Here is a 19,083-nt window from a genome sequence, read left to right on the forward strand (position 1 = left end):
AATCGGGGGAATAAAATTGCTGAATTTTCTGTATTTTTTATATTTATCCTAATGTTTAAGTTAAGGAGTGAGTATAAAATCATACATTGAGATATTTTTGAAAGGATGAAAAAATTCGTGGTTGATGAAATAAAACTTAATTATAGTGGAGTCACAAGGCAGCTTGAAGTTGATCCTCGAACTGTTAAAACAGCTTATCAACGAGCGTTGAGTGGAATAGTAAAGAGAAGAACAAGAAAAAGCAGGAAAAGTAAACTTGATGGTTTCAGAGATTTAATTAAAGTCAAATATCAAGCAGGATGTTCAGTCAGAGCTATTTTTAATTTCATTTGTGGAAAAGGATTTCAAGGAAAATATACAATTGTTAAAACCTACTGCAGACAATACAAGGAAAAAGAAATCAAGAAAGCTACAACACATATCGAGCGTACAATTGATCTTAGTCCCCAAGTTGATTGGAAAGAAAAAGTGCTAATGTATAACAAAAATAACGTGAAACATACATTCAGCATTTTTTCTATGTATTACCATATTCAAAAAGAAAATTTATTAAATTAATACTTGATCAAAAACAAGATACCTTATTTGAATGTTTGATAGAGGCTTTTCACTTTATGAATGGTGTTCCGAAAGAAGACTGGCTTGATAACATGGCACTGTAGCTAATCATCAAACAAGTACTTTTGAGCGTCATAATTTTATGCGTAGTTATAGCAATAACTGTAAATTTCACCTTTACTTTGAACAACATTTGATTATTTATCACTAAAATTATTTTCTTATTTCAATTTTGAAGGAATTAATATCTCCTCTATATTTAGCTATAGAATATTCAATGGGTATCTCATTATCAATATGACCTACTGTGTGGAATAAAAAAATAGGATCATTCTTGGAAACATTTAGTAATTCTGAGACTGTTTCATCTGCTTTCATAATTTCAAGGGTTCTTTTTACATATCGAACTTTTAACTTGTTTTTTTCCATTAAATCATATAATGACATGTTTTCTAGATCATAATTTATTAATTCAGGAAAAATTTTCTCTGGAATGAAGCTTTCTACTAATACAATTGGTTGCTCATTTGCATATCTTAAACGAATTAATTTATACACAAAATCACTTTGTTTAATTTTTAATTGAAGAGCTACATTTTTATCAGCTCGTGTTTCTTTAAAAAAAAGAACTTTGGTTTGCGGAACAAGCCCTTTAAAAGACATCTCTTTACTGTAACTTTCAATAATATGAGTAAAATCTTGTTCTATCTTTTTTTGTCGTACTATTGTTCCACGTCTTTTCTTCCTCTCAAGATATCCTTTATTCACTAGTATTTGAATAGCTTGCCTTATTGTAGCTCTGCTAACTTTAAATTGCTTAGATAGGTCTATTTCTTTAGGAATTAATTCCCCAACTGAATATTGTTCATTTTGTATTTTTTTAAATATTTCTTCTAAAACATACTGATATTTAGGTTTATTAGATTTCAACCCTATAAAATCCCCTTTTTCCCACGATTCAATAAACCAATAGGTCTGACTATATTTCTATTAACTAACAATAACTAACTATAAGCACTAGGTACCAATCTTGTTGGCTTAAGAAATTATTTTCTTAGTACGATGTGTTGTGTTGTTTTACAGTTACGAGAACTCCCCCTGATTGAACGGAATTTTAATCGAAAAGTGACTAGAAACAATATTAATTTAAAAACACCATGGACTATTTGGGTACATCAAAGACGGCTAAATTATCGCTAATAAGCTAATTCTATGATTGTTGCACTTTTTGACAACTCAAAAAACATTTCTATATATTCTAATACTTTTTATCTATTTTTAAACGTTTTATATTGTCTTGTTTAAACTGGTTTTTAAATTTCTCTATTATTGAAACTCCTGCACTACAACCTATTCTATCTGCCCCAGCTTCTATCATTGAAATAAAATCTTTAGTTGATCTAATTCCTCCCGCTGCTTTAACTTTTACATCAACTCCTACTACATCCTTCATTAACTTTACATCGTGAACAATCGCTCCTCCTGATCCAAACCCAGTTGAAGTTTTAATGAAATCAGGCTTAACTTGTTTAGCAATCTTAGACAATAATATTTTTTCATTATCAGTTAAATAACAATTTTCAAAAATTACCTTTGAAATAACATGCTTTTCATTGCATATAGAAACAATTTGTTGCATCTCATTCTTTATATAATTATAGTCTTTACATTTTAGTGCAGTAATATTTATAACATAATCAATTTCATCTGCTCCGTTACCTATAGCATCTCTTACATCAAATATCTTTGATTCAATAGTTGTTTGACCAAAAGGAAAACTAATTGCAGCTCCAACATGAATATCTGTATCCTTTAATAATTCGTGACAAAATTTTGTTTGAAATTGATTAACTGCGACCATCTTAAAATGATATTTTTTTGCTTCATCGCATAAAGTTTCAATATCTTTAAATGTAGCATAAGGCTTTAAATTAGTATGATCGATAAACTTTGCTAATTGCTCTAATGAAAAATCCATAAAACAGCACCTCCTATATTAAATATGTAAGTACATATTTAATATAGGAGGTGCTGTTCAAAATGTCAACAATTACTAAGTTGCATTTCAAATATACTGTTAAAGAAACAAAATGGTCTGGATTTTTAAATCAAATAAATATTTAAAAAACATAATTTAATTATATGTACGAACATAATACAAGTAATAGAAAGTATGAAATAATTTGCACAAAAGTAAAAAATCTATTGAAAATGAATTATTAGCTTTTTTGGCTTTTCCATTCGCAATTCTCCCAACTATTTAAAACATTATAGAGTTACTTCCTAACTAAAAAGATTTAATTTTATAGAGAATAGACAAATCATTTTTACACAAATTTACTGACATTACCTGAATAGTAAAAAAACAGAATTAGAAGTAGGTTAACTTCTAATCCCGTATAAACTTGTTTGTTCATCAATAAAAATCAAAAAACATCCTTGGTAAATTTTTTGGTCCGCCAATCATGAATAATACCTGAATAATTCAAACCATATCCAAAATCATAGGTATTACCATCATTATCCGTAAATGGCACAAGATCAAATGGCGTATCTTCTTTCTGAGTCTCAACAGTTTTCATATCAGCTGGCATCTGAACAGGAAGTAATCCTGATGGCTCAAATGTACCATCTAAGACGTCAAAGAGCGCACGATCACTTACCCCAAAGTCTAAGACAATAGCATCGGCATATGGTTCAATTTCCGATAGAACAAAAGGATTTTGTGCTGTTACAGAAACAATCACTGGCTTTTTACCCATTTGCTGTTTCGTCTTGATCACTAAATCTAAATCACTTTCATTTAATGTTGTTACGGTCTTATCCTTATAAGTACGGTTGCGTACCTTGCCAGGCCTTGCATCACCAGCTATAGACACTTTACGCGCATATTTTGCCTTATACGGTCGATACTGCAATGTAATTGGAACATATCCCGTCTCACCTGCATTAGCACGCTCAGGGTCATATCCATTATATTTTTTTAAATCCCGTTCTGGTGATTTAATTTTAACCAACGCAACATCAGCATCATTAGGATCAGTAACAAGTTCAAAATGCTGCTTCGCAATTGTTAGATTGAAGGGTTCCTTAACATACCCTGCTATTGGGTCTAAATACCATCCATGAGTTGCAGGATATTGACGTTTGGGAATATAAACTTTGGTTTTTAAAGTCAATGGTAGAACACTATGATTTTTAAGCATCACAATTGACTTCTTTTGTGCATCCAATCCAGCAGCAACAAAATCATGACGTCCGACAACGTTAGCAGCAATCTCTGGCTCTGTATATGGGTTCTCAAACAGGCCTAATTGAAACATATTTTTGAGAATTCGTTGGGCAGACAAACGGAAACGACGTTCAGCCCAAGGTTTACCCATCAATTTTCCCATTTCTTTGTATGCCCACAAAATTGGTTTAGGATCCTTATTACCGCCAAATTGATCAACGCCCGCCAGCAATAATTTTAAATGACGTTCACCGACTGTAAAACCATCCTCCACTCCCCAGCACTGATCACCAGATAGAACGTTTTCAATATCGGTCGGTTCCTCAGACGTAATACACCAATCTGTTCGAACAACACCATCATAATTATATTGATGTCGCAAAAGATCTGTGATTAAATAGTGACTGTATGCATTTCCAACATTTTCACTTTGTCCTGGAGCGAAATCCGTTGAAATTGAATAGTATGGCATGATTCCCGCAGTACGTTCTACGTCACGTTTCTTAGCATCAATTACTGATTCAAATGGCTTCAGTTGATACTGCTGATGACCACCAGGATATACACCATATTTTCCGTATCCAAAATGTGCATCTCGTCCTCCTTCAATTACACCGCCTCCAGGCCAATGCTTGGTCGTAGTGCTGATGCTTTCATTACCCCAATCATTTTTCTTACGCGTAATCTGAAGTCCACATACTAATGCACTTGCAAGTGCGGAAGATAATTTTGCACTTTCACCAAAAGTCCCCTCTAAGCGCATCCAGCGGGGTTCAGTTGCCATGTCTACTTGTGGCCCAAGATACATAGAAATTCCCATCGCTCGATCCTCTATAGAAGCAATCTCACCGAATTGATGAAGTATTTCAGGATCAAATGTAGCACCAAGCCCAATTGATTCTGGCCATTGAGAAGCTACTCCCCCACTGCCCTCATTAAATTCAGTATCTGAATTATAACCATGGCGTGGATCAGTTGCATTGACTACTGGTAATGACCAAGGCATCCCTTCAGACAAAGCTTGCACACGATTATTCCACTTTGCAGCAATTTCCGGTGACTCCACAGAAGTAACTAACGTGTGTTTTATTCGACTTTCCAAGAAATATTTTTTTTGCAAATCACTCAATGCATCTGGCGCGCTACCGCTTTCTTCATATACTTTACCATTATATTTAGACTTGCGATCCCCCACTGCGGGAATTGCTAAATGAGATGTAAACAACATCAAACCAGCAATGTCTTCAATACTCAACCGTTCCGCCAAGTCCTTAGCACGTTCCAATGGAGTTAATCGCCAATCTTCAAAAGGTTTTAATATACCTGTACGGTCATTATCTTTAAAGTTCAAGCCGTCTTTTTGAATAATATTAAGACTACTTTCAGAATCATACACTAGTTCTGGACCATCATTATTTGAAACTTTACATAATGTCATTTATCCTTCACCCCTAAATTATTTATTCCTTAACCTGTACTTCTGTTTGCAATTCTTTGTTGTCCATAATTTTAACGAATGGCAAATATATAAAAATCAAAATAACAAAAATCAGAATCCGTAAAACCATTCCTTGCCACCCATAAACGAAGAAGCTGATTACAAACTTTGGCATCGTCCATGGCATGCTCATCGCAACAGTTGCATGTAACGTTGTGATAAACCCGATTTTAACTGCAATCCAAGCAATAAAACCAGAAAATAATGTGCTAAAAACAAATGGAATTACTAAAATTGCATTGAACATAATAGGTAATCCAAAGACCACCGGTTCATTAATACCAAAAAGATTAGGAATTAATGCAATCTTTGAAAATGAGCGATATCGTTTAGAACGGCCAAAGATTAATAACGCTGCTAATAAGCTAAGCGTACTACCAGTTGCATCATTGTTAACAAAATCAAAAACAACGTAATTAGTAAGATACTGTAATGTTTCATGTGCCTGGCTTTGAGCAACCATACTTAACAACATCGAAGTTGAAATAGTCCCCATAACTGCTTGAATAGGAGCTGGATGTAGCCCAAACCAGAAAAATAGGTTGGCTAACATATATACCAGAATGAAAGCTGGGACAGAACCACCAACCGATCTAATAGGGGCAGCAACTACTTTATTAATAAAATCGAAAATATTTCCCCAACTGGTAAACTCAAAAGCTAATCGAATAAGAAAATCTACCAAAAAAATCAAAATTCCTACCATTAATGGGGCAAAAGAATTAGCAATCATTGGTGGTACTGATTCTGGTAATTTTAGAGTCAATTTCTTTACATTGCTAAGTTTGACGTATAACAATGCCACAATGAGACCCATTATAATACCAACAAAAATACCCTGACTTCCGAGATAACTACCTGCAAATCCAGTAATTGCTTTTTTCCCCTCACCAATAGTTTGAGGGGCAACAATTAAGAAACTTGCTAGGGAGAACATACCTCCAATTTCAGGCTTTCCTCCTAATTCTTTCGTATAGCTGTATGCAACAGTAAAAGAAACAAACAATGCCAAGATATTCAATGTACCACCAGCAATTGCATTAAGTTGTGCCGCTACACCAATATTGGTCAGCCATGTTGTGAATGCCGGAACCGGGAAGTTTGCAATTATCATGAATAAAGACGCACCTAATGTTAATGGTAAAGTCATAATCATGCCGTTAGACAAGCTACGTAGTACCTTGTTACTACCTAATTTTGCTGCAATTGGAGACAAAGTTTTTTCAAGGCCAGCTTGGAGCTTTTCACCAAATGTCAATTTAATTCCTCCTTTCATTTGATAAAACTAGTATAACGCTTACATAGCAATATGATTTTCAACTAACATACCGGTATTACAATTTGATAGCGCTATTTTCACATTCATGAAAATATGATATTATTGAACTGAGGTGATTGCAATGTCAGCGCATAACATGATTAAATACCTAAATCATCAGACAGAAGAGAATGTCCAAACCAAATTAATACATTTTATTTTTAATCATTATCATACTTTACAACATATGACGATCATTGAATTAGCTCAACGTTGTTACGTTTCAACAGCTTCAGTAAGCCGTTTTGCCCGTAATTTCGGTTATCATTCTTTTGATGATATGAAAAATAGCATCGCTACTGAAATGACGATTTCAGAACCATATGTAACTTATCGAATGACTAAGCAGAGTCTAAAGGAACTTAGTTCTCATCCTGATGAATTCTATCGTCTTTTTGCTGATGGAATTATTACATCAATCAAAGACACTGTTAATACTCTTCCCTTTGAGGCTATTGATATGCTGTTACACCGCATTCTTCAGACAGATGATGTAATTCTATTTGGTTATGACATCATGATTGATGAGTTGCGAATATTCCAATCTACTTTGCTAAGTTGTGGTATTATTGTCCGTCTAGGGGAAACTCCTGATGTTCAGCTTGAACTAGCAAAACATCTGACATCACATTCAACTGCAATAGTATTCAGTTCCTTTGGAACATTCTTTGCTAAATTGCCAACAGTGTACAGCCATATTGTACAATCAAATGCACATTTAATTTTAGTCACACAAATGCCTGGTAGTAATATTTACACTGGAGTATTTGATGAAGTCCTTCCAATCTCTTCAAAAACTAATGTTGAAGCTGGCAGCTATCCAATGAACTTTTTACTTGATTATATGGCACGAAGAATATTTGTTTTGCAACGCTAATTAACTTATCCATAAATAGAATCTTATACCATCATCAATTAATAATTTCATAATTTATATATGTTAATGGCTTACATTTCTAAGCCATTTTATTTTTGCAATTAAATTATCATAAATACTTACAAACCAACACAATAAAATGCTTTTACAAAAACATAAAAAGAATACGTTTACAAATATATCTAGCTAGTGATATACTGTGCTTATCCGGTTGAAAGTCATTCGGATGAGTTTAAAAATAAGGAGATTGTTAATATGGCACATAAAATTATGTTAGTTTGCTCAGCAGGTATGTCAACAAGTATGTTGGTTCAGAAAATGCTCGCCGCTGCTAAATCTGAAGGAATCGAGGCAACGATCTTTGCCACATCTACAGCAGATGCCGCTAATAAAGCAGCTAGTGAAAATCCAGAAGTCTTATTGCTAGGACCACAAGTGCGATTTCTGGAGGAAAAATTTAAAAAAGAATTTTCTATCCCAGTTGCAGTAATCGACATGCAAGATTACGGTATGATGCGCGGAGATGCAGTATTGAAGTTTGCTTTGACATTAATTAAAAAAGAAGGTTAGTCATGAGTGATGAAGAGCAATTAGTCATAATGCAACTAATTATGGATGGAGGTAATGCTAAAAGTTCCTCTTTCGAAGCAATTCAAGCAGCTAAAAAAGGTGCTTTTGATCAGGCACAAGCCAAATTAAAAGAAGCAGATAGTTTTTTGGCCAAAGCGCACAATGCACAAACTGATTTATTAACAACAGAAGCACAAGGACAACATACTCAAGTATCCTTGTTGATGGTTCATGGTCAAGATCACGTGATGAATGCTATTACCTTCCGTGATTTAGCTGGAGAACTTGTTTCCGTATATCAACGTCTTGACAACAATTCAGCAAAATAAAGAATCGGTGAAGTAAAATTTGAAATCCATTCAAATTTTTAAATAATTATGAGATATTATTTCTTTAAAGTGCGCTAGTTGATTCACTGACCTGAAGAATGTTTTGAATTAACCGAAAAGAGGACTAACTATGAATAGCGGCAGTAACAAAATATTTCAATTTTTGAATAATCAATTAACCGAACCTATGACAAAGTTCTCACAATTTCGTATTGTAAGGGGCATTACAGCAGCTGGAACGATATCTATGCCTTTCATTATCACAGGCTCAATATTTATATTCATTAGTGCTATTCCTCGAAGCTTTCCGTTTTTAGCAGGACTCTGGTCAGTATCATTGAATAAAGTAGCTAACTTATACCAGTTGATTAATACTGCAACCATGGGGATCGTTGCAGTATACTTCTGTTTAGCATTCGGATATGAATACACCCGAATTCAAGCACAAGAAGAGAAAATTGATCTAGTTCCATTGAATGGGGCACTACTTTCGCTGATGGCTTTCGTCATCAGTGTACCAGAACTAGTATTCAAGTCAGGAGTTATGTCATTACTCCATACATCTACTGTCATTGATGGATGGCGCATCAGCAATGGTATCACTCGATTTGGTGCTACAGGAATCTTCACCGCCATCGTCATGGCAATTATTGCAGTTAAAATCTACACTTATTGCGTAAAACATCAGTGGAAAATAAGATTGCCTAAAATGGTACCAATTGGTGTATCAAATTCAATTGCTTTTTTAATCCCAACTATTTTAATTGCTTTGGTTGTCGTTACAATTAATGGCTTCTTGATAGCAGTCAACACTGATATATATAGATCTATTGCGATTCCATTTAAACTTGTGACCAACCTAACAAATACTTGGGTGTTCTTATTGATTGTATATTTCATTGTCCATGTCTTATGGATTGTTGGTATTCATGGTGCAAGTATTGTAACATCACTTCTAACGCCGATTATGCTGGTAAATTTAGCAGCTAATCAAAATGGTGCACATTTACCCTTTGCTGGCGAGTTCAACAACACTTTCGTTATTGTTGGCGGTTCTGGAGCAACATTGGGCATGGTAATTTATATAACTTTTTTTGCACGATCCGCACAGCTTAGTAATTTAGGTAAAACATCCCTAGTCCCAGCGTTATTTAATATCAATGAACCAATTTTATTTGGAACACCTGTAGTATATAATTCTTACACTGCAATTCCGTTCTTCCTAGCACCAATGGCATCTATGTCCATTGCGTACTTTGCAACCAAATTGCACATGGTAAATCCGCCAATTGCGCAAGTCGCTTGGTCAACGCCTATTGGATTATCCAGTTTCATTGGCTCAGGTGGTGACTGGCGTACCATAATATTAGCAATTGTCTGTGTAATTGTCGCATTTGTAATCTGGTTACCATTCATCAAGCATTATGACAATAAACTTTTTTACAATGAACAAAAAAAGATTCATCTAACTCAAAATATTAATGGAGGTAATAAATAAATGAGTACATTTCCTAAGGGATTTCTTTGGGGTGGTGCTGTAGCTGCTCATCAATTTGAAGGTGGGTGGCAAGATGGTGGCAAAGGCATCAGTATCGCCGATGTCATGACTGCTGGCGATAATAATAAGCCACGTCAAATCACTAACGGCATAAAAGCTGGCGAAAACTATCCTAATCATGAAGCAATCGACTTCTATCACCATTACAAAGAAGATGTAAAACTGTTTGCGGAAATGGGATTAAAGTGTTTTCGCACCAGTATTGCTTGGACTCGTATTTTCCCCAATGGCGATGAAGATCAACCTAATGAGATGGGATTACAATTCTATGATAATTTATTCGATGAGTTACTAAAGTATGGGATTGAACCTGTCATCACTTTATCTCACTTTGAAATGCCTTATCACTTGGTTACCGAATACGGCGGTTGGCGTAATCGAAAACTAATCGATTTTTTTGTCAAATTTGCTACCGTAGTATTTAAACGTTATCGCAATAAAGTTAAATATTGGATGACCTTCAATGAAATTAACAATCAATCCGGTATGATGAATGACTGGTCACTTTTTACCAACTCCGGTATTCTCAAACAATCTGGTGAAGATATTCGACGCAGTATGTATCAAGCAAGCCACTATGAAATGGTTGCTAGCGCCTTAGTAGTGCAAATTGGCCACAAGATTAATCCAGATTTCCAAATTGGAGCCATGTTAGCGATGGGACCAGCTTATCCAGCAAGTCCTGATCCACATGACATGATGAAATCTGAACGAGCTATGCAAGCTAACTATTGGTATGCTGATGTTCAATGTAAAGGGAAATATCCGGCATGGTTGCTTAAGTACTTTGAACGTCAACAGTATAACCTAGATATAACCCTAGCAGATCAAGACATCTTACGTGCTGGAACTGTTGATTACATTGGCTTTTCCTATTATGCTTCACATGTTGTACAAGCTTCCAAAAATGAAACGGTAGATTTTATGGCCCAAGATGCTGACACTAGCATCCCTAATCCAACATTGCCTACATCGGATTGGGGCTGGATCATTGATCCTATTGGCTTACGTTATGCGTTAAACTGGCTCACAGACCGCTACGATTTACCGCTATTCATCGTTGAAAACGGGCTTGGTGCATTTGATACAGTGGAGGCTGGTCAAATTCATGATCCTTATAGGATTACTTATCTACGTGATCATATTAAACAAATGGCGTTAGCTGTTAAAATTGATGGGGTACGGTTGATGGGTTATACTCCTTGGGGAATTATCGATTTGGTATCTGCTGGAACTGGTCAAATGGATAAACGTTACGGTTTAATCTATGTTGATAAAAATGATGCCGGGGAAGGTAGCTTGCATCGAATGAAAAAAGATTCTTTCAAATGGTTTCAACAAGTCATTGCTTCAAATGGTGACAACTTAGCCTAGTTTATCCAAGACGGCATAGCCGTCTATTTTTATATCGTTTTCTAATACCCAGTTTAATCTAGTTTGCGAAATAAAAATCTGTCTATTGAAAAAGCTAAACTCAGCGTTGCTTTAAAATGTAGGTATCAAAATCAGATGCGTATTAATGAAAATTAGCATGCAAATTAAAATATAAATCTAAAGGAGGGAATTATGTTATTACAGTAGAATTTGACGAAACAACCCGTTGAAAAATATATGTTGTATTATAAAATTTAGCTCATCAAATCATCGTGCCTATATCTTCTTAAACATAAATAACTTCATCAAATGAGAGTCATAACTTATTTTAGAGAATGCAAAAAGTTTCCCGTTGTTCAAATACGAATCATCATACACACATAGAACTGGCGAGCCAATTGGTAATTTAAAGAAAGTACTCATAGCACTATTCATTGCTTCGGCAGCAATTGCTTCATCTTGAAATCCGGGCTTTAATGCATCATTTTTCTCTATGAAATCGAATAATGAGCCATACAAGGCTGACTCGGGCATATCACCAACAATATCTTTTAAATAATACGAGCGCTCAAAAATAAATGGTTTACCATCAAGGTATCGAAGACGTTGTACTGCCCACAGCGATTCTTGTGGATCAAGCCGGCTTGCTGATGGCAAGAACTCTGCCTCTTGAACAGTAGTTGTTTTAATGTTTGCATGCTCTGTCGTCAGTCGTTTGCCTTGTCGAGATACTTTAGTAGTTAATCCAGCAGAATTTTGAATAGAAATAATTGAATTATCTAGTCGTGGTCTTACGAAAGTTCCGATTCCATGCGCTTGATATAGATAACCCATGTTACTTAATTTAGCAAGCGCCTGTCGAAGCGTATAGCGTGTAACATTATATTGAGCCATTAATTCTGGTTCTGAAGGCAATTTATTTGTTGCGTCTCCAATTTTATTTGCTTGTATTTCTTTAATTAATTTATTAACTAATGTTTCGGTTGCCCTTTCATGCTGCACCATGTTTTGACTTCCTTTCATATAAATTACTACTTTAATTATGACATGCTTATAATAAGCAAGCAACATCACGTCTGTAATCTATATTCTGAATTTCTCAACTGTATCAGCATGATGTCATGATTTCTCCAGCATTTCCTGTCATTATAAGTTTTAACTCAAATCCAATTACAACAATTAATTTATTAAAAATGTAAATACAGCATTGATAACTCGCTGAACTATTGTACCCATCTTTAATTCTAAAAATCATGCTGCTGCAGCCACTCGCTTAATAATTGCTGATATTTCCTAGGGCTCTCTATAAATGGCAGATGACGACAACCAGCAAATAATTCCCAACGTGCTTGTGGTAATTGATCAAACATTGTTTTAGCAATTAATGGGGTACACAAATCATCCGTTCCACTAATAATTAAAACCGGTAGTTTGAGCTCAACTAATTTAGCAGTGTAATTATAATTCCTTAAATTACCACTAGGGTGATATTCGTTAGGACCCCAAGCTGTCAAATAAGCTTGCTGACCAAAGTTTGTTGCAGTTTTGGTTGCCGACTGACAGTGCAACTCCATAAAATGTTGATTGGCTCGTAGATAAGCTTCACTAGTAAAATCTTGCTGTTCTTCTGCTTGGCGAATAATTTGTTGTTCGTTTTGTGGCATAAATTTAAGTAGACGATGTAATTCTTTTTGCCATAAATCAGCATTTGATAGCGTGCTGGATAAGATTACACTTTTAATTCCAGTTGGAGCATGGTCACATAAGTACATAATTGCCAACATTCCGCCCCAAGACTGTCCCAGCAAATGCACTTGCGCCAAGCCTAATTTTTGCCGTAAGTTAATTAACTCCGCAACCCATGTTGCTGCCTGATAAAGATCTGGATGCTGATCCGGACGGGATGAACGACCACAGCCTAACTGATCATACATAATCAATTGTCGCTGACTTTTAACTGCCAATTCATCTAAGTGTTCAAAATACTGATGTGTTGACCCCGGACCACCGTGCAACAGTAATAATGGAGCTTGATTAGTTTTAAAACCACTGATACGATAAAAAGTCCGGTATTTACCAAATGGCAAATAGCCGGTAGTAACAGGAATTTTCACTACTGAGGTCTCCTTTATAGTTTATTTTTAACAAATACTAATTCTGTCAACGTTGATAATTCTGCTGAAAAGCAATAACCTTCAACTGAAAATTTTTTCAAATCTGCTACTTGATTAATTTTATTTTCAACAATAAATCGCACCATATTCCCTCGGGCACGTTTCGCAGCAGTTGCAAATTGACGTAATTTCCCGTCACGGTACTCTTTGAATAAACATGTCACCCATTTGTCGGTTGGCTGCAAGTATTTCTCGACGGCTTTAGCATATTCTTTCGATGCCAAATTAATTACCATATCATGTGACCTGAAAAGTTCCCGATATAATTTATCACCCCAGAAATCATACAAGTTCCGGTATTCGTCCAGCTTAATTTTAGCCTGCATTTCCAAACGATAAGGTTTTATTCCATCCAATGCCCGTAAGATGCCATAAAAACCCGAAAGAATATATAGGTCATGCCGGCTGCGCTCCAAAGCCGCTGCAGTAAACAGCTGCGGTCCCATTGCTTGAAATTGTATTCCATTATAGCTCATGATTGCCGGTGTTAACGGCGGCTGATTTAATTCAAGTGACATTAAATTTCGATAATTAAGCTGCGCTAATTTGTCGCTGCAACGCCAAACACTCTTAATTTCTTGATAACTCAGCGATTGCAACCAATCTAATAATCGCTGACTTTCAGCTAAGAAAGGCGGTTGACTAGAACAATCAAATTCATCATCGGTCACCATTTTCTTGGCCGGAGAAATAACTATTTTCATTCCTACCTCCTTAATGTTTATCGTCTGTCGTTACTTTCGCTCTAATTGCGGTTTTTGCGTGCGTAGTACATTTTGTTCAATTAATTTGATAATTTGCCGATTTTGCGGTAAATCAGAATGTTCTGTATTATCTCCGGTTACCGTTATTCTGGTATAATGTGCTACCTGTCCCTGAAAAACATATTTACCCGCGGCAACACTCTCCGCGGCAACCAGACCATCTGTTGAGTAGTTAATGCTGCCATTAATTGAATAAACGATCAAATGTTTGGGTATTTTTTTTCTGCCGTTTATTAATTCTTTTAAAATATTTGTTTTCTTGTTTAAATTACGTTCTTTAAAATTATACGGAGTTCCAATCGTCATTAATCGATCAATCGAAAAACGATTTTGATCAAAATACTTTTCTAAATATAAAGTCCATATTAGTCCACCATTTGAATGACCAATTCCAGAAAAACGATTAAAGCCATAAATTTTTTCAAGTTGATTAACTGCCAAATTCATCCAAGCTGCCTGCCGCTGTACTGGCTGATAACCATCTGCATTATCAGCAAAAGCAATAACCATAAATGGTCGATGATCATGACTTAATAATTTCCCACTGATTCGCAACTTATTATTTCGCTCGACTGTTACTTTAATTAAACTATGCGAATGAACTGAGTCATGATTAATAATTTTCACTAAACTATCAAAACGGTTCTGCGTCGCGCTTGAACCCGGCACCATAATAATCGGATCAAGCGCTGAACGATGTGCAGCTCGATCTGATTTAACTTCTTTTTTCATCCAGCCAGCCGCTGGCAGCGCTAAGATCATGGTAATTAAAATTAAACCAATCACCCAAATTAAATTTTGCTTTTTAAGCAAGATTTGCCGCCCCCTTATTTGTTTTACAACACATACTTGACTTAACAAAGGGATAGTAAATCAGCATGCTAATGAGCAGCAATAAAATTGTAAATATCAAAACCCGCCAACTGCCATTTGTCCCTAAAAAAGCACCTAAAATTGCTGGGGTACCATTAGGAACCAAATACACTGCTGGCGGCAGGATATTAAGGGCTATCGCCGCCGCAGCCAGCCAAATACTGACTAATGGTGCCAACAGTAATGGGCCTAGTAAACGCCAGTTAAAGATCAAAGGCAATTCCGCTAAAAGGCCACCATTTAAATTAAAAAATACTGGAAAAAGATTAAGTTCAGCGGCTCTTTTTTGTTGTTGTTTTCCAACCAGCAGTAACACCAGCAGCAAGGCCAATAATTGTCCACTGCCACCTAATAGAGCATACGAACCCAGCAAGCTGTGGACATTTAACGGTTGTGGCAAATCTTTTAAACTATTCTTAGTCAGTGCAGCCGCTAAATTTATACTATTAGCTGCATCGTCATTAAAATCAGCGGTTAAATTTCCCGGACTAACAGCCCCAATCCATAATTGCAATGTATTTAAAATGGATTGCCAACTAGCAACAATTACTCCTGGCAATTGGTAGTTGCTAAGATTAAGATAACTTAAAATATTACTTAAAAACCAATGATTACACTGCAGAAAATAGTTTATTTCACGAATCACTCCTCCTTCAAATAAAGAAGCTAACGTAATTTGCCAAAGCTGCAATGTCCAATTTTTTCGGACAAATAAGCGCTGTAATCCATAATAAGTTGCTGCTCCCAGCAAGCCAACTAAAATAGCCTCTAAAAAGGTTGCTTGTCCGCCTAACCAATTCAAGCCGGCTCCGATTGAAAAAATTCGGTGGGAATAACTAATCGTCAACAACAACAACAGGGCAGCTAAAGCACTCTGCAGCCTTTCTGTTTGATTAGCTGTTCTGCAGCGTTGAATATGAAAAGCTGCTGTTGCCATGCAAAGCAGCAGCAAAAATGCACTGAAACAAATCTGACTTAAAGCCGTTGTCACCACACCAAATTCAATTACCCAGTGCCAATGGCTAAAATTAAAGATTTGATAAAAAAAACTGCTTGGTTGAAAAAAACTATTATTCAAACACTCAAAAAATAATCCCAGCAACAGCAGCGGGGCACTTAACCGCAAACTCTGCCAACAACTTTCACGCCAATTAGCTAAAAAAGCAAATTTATTGTTTAACTTCATTGCTGCACCTTCTAAACACCAAAATCAAATCTAATTCTACTCTTCAATTTATTAATTATGGCATAAATTTTACAGCAACCGTCGCTGCAAGTCGACTCTGAATTCTTATTTATGGTAAGGGCTTGCGTATCAATCGATATGGCGGTTTGCTACATACTCTTTATCAAACTATCACACATACCATGTTCAAAGTATCATATCATAATGCGCCATTCAGGTAGAAAGTTGAAAATGGTTGATAAATCTCAATACGAGAATAACTAGTTCTAACATATTACCTCTGAATTCAAAATAATGAACCTAGAAATCAATATAGATCAAATTCACTCATTTTTATCAAACGTTTCTTTTCTGGAATATCGGAACTTTGTTCTTCGACGTATATAGTACCTACCAAACTCATCAGCATATGTCGGATAACTAGCAATAAATGAATAGAAACACCAATTAGTTTTGTATACGAAATTTCACCATTTTCTGTCGTACTCACTATATGCCTATGCTCAATTATGTTTCTTACTAGATCCATCTTTATCGCATCGGGCGATATCAGTCCATTGTACCGATGATTCTTTTCCTCTTTCTGTAGCCAAAAAAGATCATGAAGGAAAGTGTTAGGAATTTGTTGAATTCTTTCGGAATTCCAAATAGAATAAAAATTTACTTTTTCATCTTTTATACCTAATTTAAAGTATTTGTTAATAATATATGCGGCTTTATCGAAAAAACCATATAACCAAATAAATTCGCGTTGTACACCCTCGATATCAGCCTTACGTGACTGCTTTAAAATAAATACCTGCTTACGTGATCGTTGATAGCTTACAATTAACGAATTAAGCCATCCTCCCACAGTAGATTCTAGAAATTCTTTGGAAAGAAGGTTGGATAGATCAATGTCAAAGCTTGCCTGGCGAAAAGCTCCTAGGTCATTAAGATTGTTTAAGAATAAAGTATTTCGACAGCTCCAATATTTAAACGAATTATTTTTACTCATCAATTCAAATTTTGCATATGGATCATACCACGATTGTTTCATAAAAGACTCTTTTAGATTTTCAAAATGTTCTTTCAAGCCCTCAAAGTAAGAACCAAGCTCGGCCGCAGCTACTTTCTTTGCACGATTGGTGTCAAACTGTTGTACTAACTGAAACATATAATTAAACAACTCAGCATGACCATGATAGTCAAACATTGTATAATGTCGGTCAATAGCAAACAATAGTCCACTAATGGCAACATCAAAATGGTCGTCGTGCTTCAAGGCTTTGGTGAACATTTGAATGGCTGAAGATGTTCGAAATGCATCAGCATAATTTGCACCTAGATTCGTAACGCTCCTTAGGTAAACATTAATTATTTCAGCTTGTTTTTGCTTATTTAACAGTTCAAACTTATGTTGCAACAACAAGTAGCAATATTCAGATAAGTAGTCATCATCAGTCATGGGGTGAATTACTTGTCGAACGAGATGTCGTTCTTCTTGGAATGCACTTCCACATTCATAAAGAAATTTTATCTCAAGTTCGTTGTTCTCAAAGTTCATCCGATTTGCTTGATACTCATTAAAAATTTCATGTACGCTTGAATAGTCAGTCATCATACTCAAATTTAAAATATCAGAATCCGTAACTGTTTTCATTCACATACCCCCTAATTTGAAATAACGTTTATGATCAGATTATATGATTTTCTCGCATATCAACTAAAGACGCCAACATGCTAACCTCAGATAATTAGTACCTAAATTATGGTACTGGATTGACTGTATTTCACTATTCATAACATCACTGAAAAATTCAAATTCTAAGCATCCGTCAAAGCCGTAAATATTGCAACGATAATTGCTGTTGCTAGAGGTGCCCAAAACTATCTGATTCATTGATTTCTCTTAAACGCGCGATATCGTTTCTTAAATGTATATCCCTTAGGCATGTTCAAAATCATCGGTTCGTAATTTTCACCTGTTTCAGTATCGTACATCCGTACATCACTCCATGCATATGGTCCAATTAAGAGCCAACTATCCTCATCTAACTCGAGAATAAAACCCCAAACAACGGTACTTGGAGTTTTGGGCTGACTTCGAAAAACATGATTTAATGGGGTAAAACTTCTGTGCTAGGTCTTACTTCTATATATCAGGACCATTACTTTAACTGGTGCATCGCTAAATTTCTCGATTCTCAAGAATAAGCGTCTTCATATCCATTATAACTGAGCACAGCCTACATCGACTAACCACCTCTAGCTAATGAATCAACTCCCCAAGCTACAATCAATTCGGATACCACTGCCTTTTGGATGTATCACCATTAGTTGTACTTGTGATTCTGCGGCGTATCTTCTTTGATTCGTCAAAGAATCACGAAGACTAATTCCGACATCTAAATTTAATCTTTTTTGTTCGATCAAATTATTTAGGTTCTCTATATTTTTTTCTCACTAACCGTCCTGCAATTGTTTTCAAAAACAACCCTGGAATAGTCATCACAGTTGACTCGCCTGAAACTAAAGCAGGAATAGGCTCTAATGTTATCGACTTTCTCATCCATGACTCGCCCCCTAAATCATTCAACTTTATGAGTTCGTCATTTGGATTTGGCACATCAAGAATATCCAACAATTTTTATGAGAATCCAATTTCTAGTTCTATTGTAAGGATTGAACCTTTTCCAGTGTTGAACAAAGATACCTCAATTTTAGGATCAGTCACTTTATAATCATCAGAAATGCTTATGACGTCTGAATGATCAATCACAATACATGGCT

General features: G+C 35.5%; 17 protein-coding genes. 6 read left to right on the plus strand and 11 right to left on the minus strand.

Annotated features, from left to right (window positions below; all coding sequences use genetic code 11):
• The first annotated feature begins 117 nt into the window (after positions 1-117).
• Entirely contained in the window at positions 118-558 is a 441-nt protein-coding gene (locus FC89_RS08590) for a hypothetical protein (protein WP_157060695.1), read from the plus strand.
• 213 nt (positions 559-771) lie between these two features.
• Here the strand turns inward: FC89_RS08590 and FC89_RS08595 are convergent, their stop codons facing one another.
• The 4 genes from FC89_RS08595 to FC89_RS08610 form a co-directional block, all read right to left on the minus strand.
• Entirely contained in the window at positions 772-1,488 is a 717-nt protein-coding gene (locus FC89_RS08595) for a GntR family transcriptional regulator (protein WP_057872147.1), read from the minus strand.
• 328 nt (positions 1,489-1,816) lie between these two features.
• The gene (deoC, locus tag FC89_RS08600; protein WP_057872148.1) at positions 1,817-2,536 is read right to left on the minus strand and encodes a deoxyribose-phosphate aldolase; all 720 of its coding nucleotides are present in this window, start codon (positions 2,534-2,536) and stop codon (positions 1,817-1,819) included.
• 448 nt (positions 2,537-2,984) lie between these two features.
• Positions 2,985-5,228, minus strand: a complete 2,244-nt coding sequence (locus FC89_RS08605; protein WP_057872149.1) for a glycoside hydrolase family 3 protein — start codon at positions 5,226-5,228, stop codon at positions 2,985-2,987.
• A 22-nt stretch (positions 5,229-5,250) separates the two neighbouring features.
• On the minus strand, positions 5,251-6,546 hold the full coding sequence (locus FC89_RS08610; protein ID WP_057872150.1) for a PTS sugar transporter subunit IIC: 1,296 nt from the start codon (positions 6,544-6,546) through the stop codon (positions 5,251-5,253).
• Positions 6,547-6,688: 142 nt separating this feature from the next.
• Between FC89_RS08610 and FC89_RS08615 the strand changes: the two genes are divergently transcribed.
• The 5 genes from FC89_RS08615 (at position 6,689) to FC89_RS08635 (ending at position 11,314) form a co-directional block, all read left to right on the plus strand.
• Entirely contained in the window at positions 6,689-7,483 is a 795-nt protein-coding gene (locus tag FC89_RS08615; protein WP_057872151.1) for a MurR/RpiR family transcriptional regulator, read from the plus strand.
• Positions 7,484-7,738: 255 nt separating this feature from the next.
• The gene (locus FC89_RS08620; protein WP_057872152.1) at positions 7,739-8,053 is read left to right on the plus strand and encodes a PTS sugar transporter subunit IIB; all 315 of its coding nucleotides are present in this window, start codon (positions 7,739-7,741) and stop codon (positions 8,051-8,053) included.
• A 2-nt stretch (positions 8,054-8,055) separates the two neighbouring features.
• Positions 8,056-8,382 (plus strand): PTS lactose/cellobiose transporter subunit IIA, encoded by a 327-nt coding sequence (locus tag FC89_RS08625; RefSeq protein WP_057872153.1) that lies wholly within the window; start codon positions 8,056-8,058, stop codon positions 8,380-8,382.
• A gap of 130 nt (positions 8,383-8,512) precedes the next feature.
• A complete protein-coding gene (gene celB, locus FC89_RS08630) occupies positions 8,513-9,880 on the plus strand; it encodes a PTS cellobiose transporter subunit IIC (protein WP_057872154.1) in 1,368 nt (455 codons plus the stop codon).
• Positions 9,881-11,314: a 6-phospho-beta-glucosidase gene (locus FC89_RS08635; protein WP_057872155.1), complete on the plus strand. Its 1,434-nt coding sequence runs from the start codon at positions 9,881-9,883 to the stop codon at positions 11,312-11,314.
• Between the two features lie 276 nt (positions 11,315-11,590).
• On the opposite strand, the gene FC89_RS08640 is transcribed toward FC89_RS08635, so the two are convergent.
• The 7 genes from FC89_RS08640 to FC89_RS12900 all read right to left on the minus strand — a co-directional run bounded on the left by FC89_RS08640 (position 11,591) and on the right by FC89_RS12900 (position 18,862).
• Positions 11,591-12,319 carry a GntR family transcriptional regulator gene (locus FC89_RS08640; protein WP_057872156.1) on the minus strand — a complete coding sequence of 243 codons (729 nt, stop codon included), beginning with the start codon at positions 12,317-12,319 and terminating at the stop codon, positions 11,591-11,593.
• 239 nt (positions 12,320-12,558) lie between these two features.
• Positions 12,559-13,422, minus strand: coding sequence for a proline iminopeptidase (gene pepI / locus FC89_RS08645; protein WP_057872257.1), 864 nt, complete (start codon positions 13,420-13,422; stop codon positions 12,559-12,561).
• Between the two features lie 20 nt (positions 13,423-13,442).
• On the minus strand, positions 13,443-14,192 hold the full coding sequence (yaaA, locus tag FC89_RS08650) for a peroxide stress protein YaaA (RefSeq protein WP_057872157.1): 750 nt from the start codon (positions 14,190-14,192) through the stop codon (positions 13,443-13,445).
• A gap of 30 nt (positions 14,193-14,222) precedes the next feature.
• Entirely contained in the window at positions 14,223-15,065 is an 843-nt protein-coding gene (locus FC89_RS08655) for an alpha/beta hydrolase (RefSeq protein WP_235804404.1), read from the minus strand.
• Complete coding sequence (locus tag FC89_RS08660; RefSeq protein ID WP_057872158.1) at positions 15,058-16,311, minus strand: hypothetical protein; 1,254 nt, start codon at positions 16,309-16,311, stop codon at positions 15,058-15,060. The genes FC89_RS08655 and FC89_RS08660 overlap by 8 nt, the downstream gene beginning before the upstream one ends.
• A gap of 307 nt (positions 16,312-16,618) precedes the next feature.
• Complete coding sequence (locus FC89_RS08665) at positions 16,619-17,953, minus strand: LA2681 family HEPN domain-containing protein (RefSeq protein ID WP_057872159.1); 1,335 nt, start codon at positions 17,951-17,953, stop codon at positions 16,619-16,621.
• Between the two features lie 774 nt (positions 17,954-18,727).
• A complete protein-coding gene (locus FC89_RS12900) occupies positions 18,728-18,862 on the minus strand; it encodes a hypothetical protein (RefSeq protein WP_268872025.1) in 135 nt (44 codons plus the stop codon).
• Between the last annotated feature and the right edge of the window lie 221 nt (positions 18,863-19,083).

This window comes from Liquorilactobacillus ghanensis DSM 18630, from assembly GCF_001435235.1.
Classification (GTDB): domain Bacteria; phylum Bacillota; class Bacilli; order Lactobacillales; family Lactobacillaceae; genus Liquorilactobacillus; species Liquorilactobacillus ghanensis.

What these genes read in the sequence shown, in the direction of transcription:
- deoC (WP_057872148.1), bottom strand. Translation starts at nt 2,536, where the DNA reads ATGGATTTTTCATTAGAGCAATTAGCAAAGTTTATCGATCATACTAAT.
- FC89_RS08605 (WP_057872149.1), bottom strand. Translation starts at nt 5,228, where the DNA reads ATGACATTATGTAAAGTTTCAAATAATGATGGTCCAGAACTAGTGTAT.
- FC89_RS08615 (WP_057872151.1), top strand. Translation starts at nt 6,689, where the DNA reads ATGTCAGCGCATAACATGATTAAATACCTAAATCATCAGACAGAAGAG.
- FC89_RS08620 (WP_057872152.1), top strand. Translation starts at nt 7,739, where the DNA reads ATGGCACATAAAATTATGTTAGTTTGCTCAGCAGGTATGTCAACAAGT.
- FC89_RS08625 (WP_057872153.1), top strand. Translation starts at nt 8,056, where the DNA reads ATGAGTGATGAAGAGCAATTAGTCATAATGCAACTAATTATGGATGGA.
- celB (WP_057872154.1), top strand. Translation starts at nt 8,513, where the DNA reads ATGAATAGCGGCAGTAACAAAATATTTCAATTTTTGAATAATCAATTA.
- FC89_RS08635 (WP_057872155.1), top strand. Translation starts at nt 9,881, where the DNA reads ATGAGTACATTTCCTAAGGGATTTCTTTGGGGTGGTGCTGTAGCTGCT.
- FC89_RS08640 (WP_057872156.1), bottom strand. Translation starts at nt 12,319, where the DNA reads ATGGTGCAGCATGAAAGGGCAACCGAAACATTAGTTAATAAATTAATT.
- yaaA (WP_057872157.1), bottom strand. Translation starts at nt 14,192, where the DNA reads ATGAAAATAGTTATTTCTCCGGCCAAGAAAATGGTGACCGATGATGAA.
- FC89_RS08660 (WP_057872158.1), bottom strand. Translation starts at nt 16,311, where the DNA reads ATGAAGTTAAACAATAAATTTGCTTTTTTAGCTAATTGGCGTGAAAGT.
- FC89_RS08665 (WP_057872159.1), bottom strand. Translation starts at nt 17,953, where the DNA reads ATGAAAACAGTTACGGATTCTGATATTTTAAATTTGAGTATGATGACT.
- FC89_RS12900 (WP_268872025.1), bottom strand. Translation starts at nt 18,862, where the DNA reads ATGAGAAAGTCGATAACATTAGAGCCTATTCCTGCTTTAGTTTCAGGC.